This window comes from Janthinobacterium sp. SUN026 (assembly GCF_030397625.1).
Lineage (GTDB): Bacteria > Pseudomonadota > Gammaproteobacteria > Burkholderiales > Burkholderiaceae_D > Janthinobacterium > Janthinobacterium kumbetense.
On sequence record NZ_JAPQNU010000012.1, the window covers coordinates 1 to 8890 of the forward strand.

The 8890-nt window shown below is 44.9% G+C and carries 8 protein-coding genes and 1 tRNA gene; 7 read left to right on the forward strand and 2 right to left on the reverse strand.

Annotation, left to right across the window (positions count from 1 at the left end):
* Positions 1-379 precede the first annotated feature (379 nt).
* The 3 genes from OX459_RS27925 to OX459_RS27935 all read left to right on the forward strand — a co-directional run bounded on the left by OX459_RS27925 (position 380) and on the right by OX459_RS27935 (position 2255).
* Positions 380-820 carry a hypothetical protein gene (locus OX459_RS27925; protein WP_289907501.1) on the forward strand — a complete coding sequence of 147 codons (441 nt, stop codon included), beginning with the start codon at positions 380-382 and terminating at the stop codon, positions 818-820.
* Positions 821-1137: 317 nt separating this feature from the next.
* Entirely contained in the window at positions 1138-1620 is a 483-nt protein-coding gene (locus tag OX459_RS27930) for a hypothetical protein (RefSeq protein WP_289907502.1), read from the forward strand.
* Entirely contained in the window at positions 1617-2255 is a 639-nt protein-coding gene (locus OX459_RS27935) for a hypothetical protein (protein ID WP_289907504.1), read from the forward strand. The genes OX459_RS27930 and OX459_RS27935 overlap by 4 nt, the downstream gene beginning before the upstream one ends.
* 770 nt (positions 2256-3025) lie before the next feature.
* On the opposite strand, the gene OX459_RS27940 is transcribed toward OX459_RS27935, so the two are convergent.
* Together OX459_RS27940 and OX459_RS27945 are read right to left on the reverse strand one after the other, a co-directional pair.
* On the reverse strand, positions 3026-4066 hold the full coding sequence (locus OX459_RS27940; protein ID WP_289907505.1) for an oxidoreductase: 1041 nt from the start codon (positions 4064-4066) through the stop codon (positions 3026-3028).
* A gap of 94 nt (positions 4067-4160) precedes the next feature.
* Positions 4161-4448 carry an H-NS histone family protein gene (locus OX459_RS27945; RefSeq protein ID WP_289907507.1) on the reverse strand — a complete coding sequence of 96 codons (288 nt, stop codon included), beginning with the start codon at positions 4446-4448 and terminating at the stop codon, positions 4161-4163.
* Positions 4449-4761: 313 nt separating this feature from the next.
* Here OX459_RS27945 and OX459_RS27950 point away from each other — a divergent pair, with 313 nt between their 5' ends.
* From OX459_RS27950 to OX459_RS27965, 4 genes are all read left to right on the forward strand, one after another.
* Positions 4762-6306 (forward strand): AAA family ATPase, encoded by a 1545-nt coding sequence (locus OX459_RS27950; RefSeq protein ID WP_289907509.1) that lies wholly within the window; start codon positions 4762-4764, stop codon positions 6304-6306.
* A gap of 9 nt (positions 6307-6315) precedes the next feature.
* Positions 6316-7407 (forward strand): hypothetical protein, encoded by a 1092-nt coding sequence (locus OX459_RS27955; RefSeq protein WP_289907511.1) that lies wholly within the window; start codon positions 6316-6318, stop codon positions 7405-7407.
* Between the two features lie 152 nt (positions 7408-7559).
* A tRNA-Gly gene (locus OX459_RS27960) sits at positions 7560-7633 on the forward strand.
* Between the two features lie 319 nt (positions 7634-7952).
* Positions 7953-8636, forward strand: a complete 684-nt coding sequence (locus OX459_RS27965; protein WP_289907515.1) for an FRG domain-containing protein — start codon at positions 7953-7955, stop codon at positions 8634-8636.
* Positions 8637-8890 lie beyond the last annotated feature (254 nt).

Here is an 8890-nt window from a genome sequence, read left to right on the forward strand (position 1 = left end):
CATCAGCCACTACCTGATGCACCGGTATAACTGGATACGACCACATCAGTTCAACCAGGGACTGGCACCGGCCGTCGCCGAAGAAAAACTTAACGTAGTGTCCGGGATGGGTTGACCACTACACATAGCCGCATTCCAAGCACGTCAATTGCTCATGCTCACTGTACTTGGCTAAGTTCGCCCGGACATGTTCCGGCAGCACTGTCATTCCCTGATTATTCTGATTCATGTGGTCTCACTTCCGCCGTGAAGATCGGCATTGAATTGCTGGAATTGGACGGCAGCGATGCCGATGAGAACATTTTATAGTAACTATACGTTATTGCATAACGTCAATATTTCTACATAGTTACTGTACTAGTCGGTAGCGTGCTACCACATGCAAAACACCAACGAAAACCTTCGCTTAGAGTTCAGCGAACGGCTGAAAAAAGAGTTCACCCGTGCTGGCTTACCTACCTCTAGCCCTACAGAGATTGCCAGGCAATTTAGTGAGCTCTACCCCGAAAACAAGATTGCTGCGCAAACGGTGCGCAAGTGGCTGCTGGCCGATGCGATACCCACGCAGGCAAAGTTGATGAGTCTGGCTGAATGGCTAGAGGTTTCAGCTGAGTGGCTGCGTTTTGGAACAGGCAAGCGCCGAGCTGCGAAGGCCAGCAGCAAACCTGCGGAAAGTGAAGTGGGGGTTGTGGTGGTCGGCAAGAATCAAGCGGCCATCGTGCCGGTGGTCGAGCTTCTTGCGAAACTATCACCGAAGAACATCCGCATGGTGGAGAGCATCGTGCGCTGTGTTCTTAATAGCCAGGAAAACGGTTCGTAGCAGGTATTGAGTATGTGGAGTATACGGCGTGGTGTACGAACAATATACGCGGACGAAAGACCACCAGATTAAACGAAAGTCAACTATTTTTGACGCAAACCATCCTGCCAGCGATGTTGTCGAATAGTTTTGCTAATGGCCAAACACTGCCATTAGAATCGCCGCAAAGCGTGAGTCTGAATGCATATCATAGATCTAATACTCCAAAATGATATGGTTAAGCTATAAGTCCACGGTCTATAACGTAAGCACTGTGTTATATTGATAAGTTGAGATGCATGATCCGTAACATGTCCCGCCAATACTAAAGGCATACAATGTCAGCGCCAACGTTAGATGATTTGCAAGAACAACTCAAGGTTTTACAGGCACAGGTGCAACTTTTCCCCCAGCGCGAGAGTTTGCCTTCACTTGTCAATCCGGAGAAAGTGCCACATCCTACATCAGTAACCACATCAGGTTCCACAAATGATACACACTTTAAAAGTGTCATTGACCGCTTAGATGATCGCATTGTCAACGCAAAGATATCTGAAATGCATGAGTTGCTTTACTTCCGCGATCAGCTAATCAAGCAGGAAGAGGGACAGGTAAACCGAAACCATGTTCGCTCCCTAGAAAAGGGGGGATTTTACGCCAAAGTCGGACTATCGTTTACCGCTTTCGCAGGAGGTGTAGGACTGGTAATACTTGAATTTGGACTACCGGGTTTCGTGTGTATCGGCGCAGGTCTTTACGCCATTGCGCCAAGTTTCATTGATCGCGTCACCGGTCACGTTATTGGGAAAAACAAACCATGATGCACAAACGCTCAACGCTCCTCTCGTTCCTGTTGTTCGCTGCCGTAGCTGCGGTCGTACTGCTGCTCGTTGCTGCATCACGAGTACAACTTGCCCATGAGCTACTTAACGTAGTCATGCTTTTAGTTGGAGTGGTCGTCATGGCTGCCATCTCGATACTCCAGCGATTAATTGAGCAGCATTCTGGTGGGCCGATAGTTCAGATCAATTTCAATGAGGCCCGAACTAAAGAGGCACTTCGGGAAGTTGTAGATGCCGACTTCGTTGAGGCTCGGGAAGACATTCAGCAGGGCAGCGCTCCTTGGGAACCTACGAGCGAGAGTCTAATGGCTCTTGATCCAACGCTTGCATTGGCAAAGCTCAGAATCGATTTGGAGCGGGAGCTTCGTCGTCTTGCGTTTGAATACAAACTCGACGCCGATCCGAAGCGCATGAGTCTCGTCCGCCTACTTGACTTGCTCTTCAAGGAAAAATTACTTGCTCCACAAGCAATCTCGGCCCTCAAGGATATACTTCCCCCGATGAATGATGCCGTCCATGGTGGTCAAATCGAACAATCAGTGGCTAGCACGGTACTCGCTGTCGGAGCAGATGTTTTGGCTCTGCTGCGAACTGCCAGGCCACAACAGTTCTAGCATTGAAGAAAATAATATTCTAATCAATCAGACCTGCACCATAAAACGGGCAATAAGGTTGTAGATGAAAATTTTTGCGGTCTGTATAGTCCGCTTTTGGTCAAGAGAGCACGGTTGTGTAGTGGCGTAGGAGATTGTTTGCTTTAAGCACACGAGACGAACTGTAAAGAGCAACGGTGGTAAAAGAAGTGGATATTATGGTGGTGTAAAGCATTGGCCGCAGTGTTTTCACCAGCTAGGACATGGCTCGTATTTGATCTGTTTTGCCTACAGATTAATTAGCAACAGGCTGCGTTGAGGTTTTCGGCGCTCGCATTGACGGTGTCAGCACCATCAATGACCGAAAGCCCAGCATGACTAACAGAAAGCCCATCACTAGCAAGAGTGTGCCATCGCATCAACCTGCGAAGCTAGACGCTGCCACGCTCGGCAATATGGCCCACCAGCCGGAATCGTCAGGCCTCGTACCGCATGATGACGATGAGCTTCAGCGTACCGCCGATATGCTCGCGAAACTATCCCCATCCAACGTGAGTCTGGTCACCAACATCATCCGATGCATTCTTGCAGAACAAGAAAATAAGTCACCGTGACCGCGTAAACGATCTATCTCACGATCTCAGGCCACGCGGTAGATGCGACTAGAAACGTTTCTACGGTGTGGAGCGAGATAACGATGCATCGATGCGTCGAGCCGAAGTGAAAACGATTCTAAGCGTCTTAAAATCGTTTTCTAACATGTATGAGGTTATATGCTAGGTGATAAAAACTTACACCTCGGATTCATACTGTAGCCCGTGATTCGCAGGGAGGATATCTAGGATTTTCTTTACGGCGTCTTCAGTACGAAGTCCCCACTGTTTGCTCATCGAGTACGTATGATCATCGACATGGAACAATTCGGCATCATCGCAGAAGTAGCGTGCTGCTGATCTCCCTGAAGCAGTGGCCATGAGCGCAACTCCAGATAATCTCCCAGGTGCTGAAATGAACATGTTTGTTTGTCGCCAAGGAACAGCATCTAGAATTTCTATCGGCTTGACTCCAAGCTTGATTGCTTCGGCAACTATTTTGTATATGAGCCGTCTTTTTGGTAAATTGGCAAAAGTTTCACCCTGAGACGTTTGCAATCGATATCGGGTAAGGTCGCGGCCACTGGTGGCCAAGGCTTCTTGGGCAACTAACTTTTCGCGAATTGCAATTTGAAAAGCAGCTGTCTCAGGCAATGGAATTACCTGCTCAATGTCCAGTAAGACTCGGCCCTGGAACGAATGCGGGCGCATCTTGACACACACTACATCAAGTCCCTGAGCATTCAACCACAAAACAGTTGACGTGATCTCTTTGGAAAAATTGGCAGATGCTAAGATGATGCGTACCTTGTTGCTAAATGCTACTGGTCCGTCAGCAATATCAAGGAATTCGCGAATGATGATCTCAGCAGAAGCGGGAAGTAGTCCACGCGACTCTCTGAACTTTTGATGTGCATCTACAGCTTGTTCAAATGTGAGAGTGGAAACCATTGCCGCGTATCGCAAGGCCTGAAGCTCCATGTGTCCACCATCCTCGGTCCGTTTTAGTTCAATGACAACAAGGCTGCCATCACGATTCAAGCCGAGCAGGTCAATTCGCCTACGGGAGTCTATCCACTCCCCAAACTCTTCTGCGAGAATAAGCGTATCCGGCGATATAACATCGATATGCTCCCGTAACACCCTCTGGACGTCTTCGCGCTCACGAAGGCCGAGGGAAGCATAGGTCACGGTAGGGATTTCAGCTATCAAATCTGAAGAAAGTTCGTAGAGTGGCATATGACAATTTTCATGCAGAATGTTGTGCTCAGCGAGAACTTATAGAGAGCATGGGTTTTGTATAGAGCGTGTAGGCTGCAGAGCAGCCTTTATCTTACTTAATCAAGTACTGATCCTTATCCTTACCTTCCAGCCACCTTGGCGGACGGCCACGGCCTGTCCAAGTCTCGCCAGTAGCATCATCGCGATACTTCACTGCGACTGTACTTGGAGCCTTGACCGCCTTCGTTTTGGTCTCCCGAAGGTCGTCGATGCTCAGACCATATTCCTTCATGATGGCAGCAATTTGTGCTTTCGCACCTGCGAGCTCGTTCTTACGTGCGGCTTCCGCAAGTTGTTGCAGTTCTGCGATCTTCGCGGTGTATTCTTGATACGTAGTCATGGATTTCCCTTATAGTGTGGTTGCAGATGATACTTTACGCCATTTCAGAAATTCTATCCAAATGTAACGTTAAAAATCATGCTGATTCTGTAGGTCCGCATCGATTAAGTAGTTAGCTTCAGTTTAAATCGATATGCTATACGGTTACCCGGAACTAGTTTATATTTTGGATTCTATAGATTGGTTTGCACGGATTTTTTAATGGAAATAATTCTATCTATGTAATATAAAAAATATTGATCATGCTTGGAAAGTATAATAATTTCACTTTACAATAATTGATTTATCGTTGGCACAAAATTAGCAAATAAAAATGAAAATATCTAGTTTTCGAGCAAAAAATTTCAGAGGATTTCTCGATACATCCCATATCGCCCTTCGACCTGTTAATCTTCTAATCGGTAAGAATAGTATAGGGAAAAGTTCCTTTGCACGTTTGTGGCCGATTTTTGCGCAGGGTGCCAAGCTTCAAAAGCGCACACCTATTTTGTGGAATGGTGACTTAGTTGATTTCGGAACCTTCAAAAATGTTCTTTCCCGCCACTCCACTTCTAACGAGATAGGTTTCGATTTTTTGATGGAGGTGGAAACGCGCGATATTTTACCTAGCACTCGAATTGCTCGGCCTGGAACTAAAGTTCGTCATTTGAGAGAAGGGCAATTCGAATTCAAAATTACATTAACTAGAGAAATAAACGATCCTGCGCGAACTAGATGTACCGGATTCCGAATAAATGGTGAGGGATTCGAAATCAAGTATGCTTTTGACTCTAACGGGTTATTGACTGAAGCGGTTTGTAATGGAATCATCGCTAAACCATTTTCCGCTCATATTCAACAAAATTCGATTGGATTTCTTCTCCCATTGACAGAGTATTTTACTACAATGTCAGATGCAGTGGTTCCGTCATACTCGCCGCAATATTTACGTTTGCAAATGTTCTTAAGGAAGCAACTCCATCAACGATTATCTTCTGAGAAAATACGTGATATATCATTGCGACTCAATGCAATTGGTACACCGGAAGAATTGTTATCATACTGTGATTCTTTGCCTTTCGAGTATAAGACTTGGAAAGATTTTTTATCTTTAGCTCGCGAACATTCACATATATTGCGCATGTTTCACGGATTCGCTACTCTTGCGGCTAGCGAAAACCTAGTACGCGATATCGATTTTTCATTAAGGCAACATTTTTCGGCAGTGAATTATTTACGCCCGCTTCGTGCAATCGCGCAACGATACTATCGTAAACAGGAGCTAGCGGTTGATAACATTGATTCGGAAGGTGCAAACTTAGCTTTTTTTCTCGAATCTCTACCAGCGTCTCAATTAGTGAAACTTAACTTATGGTTGAAGGAAACTATCGATGTTGAAATAGTTCTCGACGGTGAGGAGGGACACGTCATGATAAATCTTCATGATTTATCTACAGGTCGGTCCGATAATATTGCCGATATGGGATTTGGATTTTCTCAAGTTCTTCCATTGGCGGTTCAAGCATGGCTCTCATCATCACCTCATGCGCGTGTTGTTGGGCGAGTAGCAAATGATTACGCAATTCTAGTTTGGGAGCAACCAGAATTACATCTTCATCCAGCAATGCAGCGCAAACTCGCTCGATTAATTGCAAAAACAGTTATTTTGAAAAAAGGTATTTCATTCATTATTGAGACGCATAGTCAATCGATAATTAACGAATTTGGTGATCTTATCTTAGCTGGAGAGTTTAAAAGCGAAGATATCCAAGCACTATTGTTTAGTCAGAATGACGGTGCGGAAACCGTTATCACGTCAACCGGTTATGATAACGATGGTCAACTTATCGACTGGCCATTGGGATTTCTTGCTATATAGTCAGACTTTATGCTAATTTTGTTAGATTTAAATATTGCCGAGGCTGCACACGAATTGTCGGAAGATGAAGTAGATTCTTTGGATGATCTACTGTTATGTCACTTCAAGTTGTATCACTATGTTGGTGCTGCAAAGCGTGTCGCATCAATTTTGATTGAAAAACTTGCGACTCGATTGACAAAGCGAAGTTTACAGACGTTAAGATTGATCTCTGATCAATCAAGTGAACTAACCGCAATTATTCGATCATCAAAATTTCATGCAATTGTGCGGCGATCTGATGTTGCGGGTGTGACAACGAATATTCAAGGTTTACAGCATATTTGGATCTGTGATTTGCAATATGCTTCTAAATGGTTCTCGCAGCCATCTACTTTGATTGGCGAACATTTAGTTGATACTAAAATATTGAAGGTGGCGGCGACTGATGTAGCATCAGGATTTGGAATTTCACGGAACATGCAAAGGCTAAATTGCGAAATGAGCGGTGGGTGTGGAAATGCTTGGGAAGTTCTGAAAAATCGTATTGAAAGTGCACTTTGTCCTGTTTTGTGTATTATTGATAGTGATAAATATTTACCTAATGTTGCTCCTAATCCGGCCGTCGAGAAGTGTCATAAAGTAATTAATGAAATGAATGGTATAAGTAGTTTTTTCGAAATCGAACCTCGGGAAATAGAGAATTTGCTTCCTGATTCTTTGCTTGCAGGTGCGATATCAATGCTTCCAAATTCACCTGATCGAGACGAAATAGAAGTGAAATACAGGGTGTTAATGGGATTGAGGAAAAGATTTCCAGTTATTTATCGACATGTCGACATTAAAGAGGGAACTTGTCGCACTTGGGTAAATAAGAAAAATGTCCAAGATTTTTTTAAGCCGATCGGTATTGTTGATAAATGTGAATGTCAGAAAGATTGTGAGGGTGTAATATCGCCGGCATTGTTTAAAGATGTTCTCGCGAAAACCGTTGAATTTACAGATTCTCAGTCCCCCGCTCAATTGCAAAAATTCTTGAAGAATGAAGAGCGCCCGGCGTGGTTAGAATTGGGGCAAATTGTTATGTCATTTTCATTTGCAAATGGAATTCGTGTAATGTAAAAGATGACATCTGACATCTGTGATGCTGATTGAACCTAGCCCGCAATGGCTAGCCATCACACCTCGGTGAAATCGGCCATCGCATTTTCGATCACAGCAACCATGCTGCAACGTTGCCAACAGCGGTGAAAGCCGCGTAAAATGCAGGCTTCGCGGGTGTAGCTCAATGGTAGAGCAGAAGCTTCCCAAGCTTACGACGAGGGTTCGATTCCCTTCACCCGCTCCAGTCAAAAACGGCGGAAAACCTGTTTTCGTCGCTCCACAGAGCCAAAGCGCTCCACAAAATTGGATTAAAGACACTAAATTGCTTTGATCTGGTTGATCCCTTATATCGATCAATGCTCATAAATTTATTCGACCAACGGTCACATCACTATAGCTGTGACAATGTGTGATTATTTCCGGTGAGTAATTTGTTATTCTTCTGGCACATCCGCAGAAGACGTGTGTCTGCTTGCACATTTGCAATGCAGTCCAAAAGATAACTTTTTATTTCACACTGTACGCACTTGAGCGTGCAGGTTAGTCCGATTACGCGAGGAACAATGAGTGTACTTATCGAGTCTGTTCAAGACTTTTTGACCCATATTGACAAGCGAAACAGTACAGGGATTTTGTATCGTGGACAAAGCGACGCAAATTATAAATTGATTCCTGCGCTCGGTCGTCACGCGGATAAGTGCAAGAGCCGCGGCGTCAACATATATGAGAGAGAGAAAAACACTCTCAAGATCTTTGAGGCAGAGTATTGCCAATTCACCAATGTGAAGTGTGAATCGACTTGGGAACTTCTGGCTCTCGCGCAACACCATGGGCTTCCCACACGCATGCTTGACTGGAGCCTTTCGCCATTGGTCGCGCTTTTTTTTGCAGTGAATGCGGTCAAAGCATGTGACGCTGCAGTGTATATTTTGGATGATGGGAAATGGATTCATAGCAAGGAATCGCGTGACCTTGATCCGCTCAGTCTCATTGAGACAAGGGTATATATGCCCAAACATGTTACGACGAGGCTTCGTGCACAACAGGGAGTGTTCACAATACAACCAAATATCGAGTCTGAACTAGATATTCCAGGAATCGAGAAGCTGACTATTCCTCGGGAAAAGGTCAAAATGATCAAGTGGCAGCTTCTAACTTACGGGATTTCAGCCAAGATGATCTTTCCTGACATTGATGGCCTTTGTGCAGATATGAGATTTGTCCAAATTGAGGGTTTTAAGGATTGAGGTGGAGGGCAGCCGTCTTTGGCGGTGTTATACCGCCCACAGTTGCTTCGGATCTTTCCGTTAAAGTCTTCCTTTCAATGACTAAAGCCCATATTAATGCGATAGCGGCTCACCGTAGGACTGCTATCGCATGCGGATTCAATCGGTGGTCGCAACACTCTAACCTAAATGTCTAGGTTACAGGAGTGTTGAAGATGAAACAGAAACCACGTATTTATTACACCGAGACGCAGAAGGCCTTGATGTGGGAACGT

What these genes read in the sequence shown, in the direction of transcription:
- OX459_RS27925 (WP_289907501.1), top strand. Translation starts at nt 380, where the DNA reads ATGCAAAACACCAACGAAAACCTTCGCTTAGAGTTCAGCGAACGGCTG.
- OX459_RS27930 (WP_289907502.1), top strand. Translation starts at nt 1,138, where the DNA reads ATGTCAGCGCCAACGTTAGATGATTTGCAAGAACAACTCAAGGTTTTA.
- OX459_RS27935 (WP_289907504.1), top strand. Translation starts at nt 1,617, where the DNA reads ATGATGCACAAACGCTCAACGCTCCTCTCGTTCCTGTTGTTCGCTGCC.
- OX459_RS27940 (WP_289907505.1), bottom strand. Translation starts at nt 4,066, where the DNA reads ATGCCACTCTACGAACTTTCTTCAGATTTGATAGCTGAAATCCCTACC.
- OX459_RS27945 (WP_289907507.1), bottom strand. Translation starts at nt 4,448, where the DNA reads ATGACTACGTATCAAGAATACACCGCGAAGATCGCAGAACTGCAACAA.
- OX459_RS27950 (WP_289907509.1), top strand. Translation starts at nt 4,762, where the DNA reads ATGAAAATATCTAGTTTTCGAGCAAAAAATTTCAGAGGATTTCTCGAT.
- OX459_RS27955 (WP_289907511.1), top strand. Translation starts at nt 6,316, where the DNA reads ATGCTAATTTTGTTAGATTTAAATATTGCCGAGGCTGCACACGAATTG.
- OX459_RS27965 (WP_289907515.1), top strand. Translation starts at nt 7,953, where the DNA reads ATGAGTGTACTTATCGAGTCTGTTCAAGACTTTTTGACCCATATTGAC.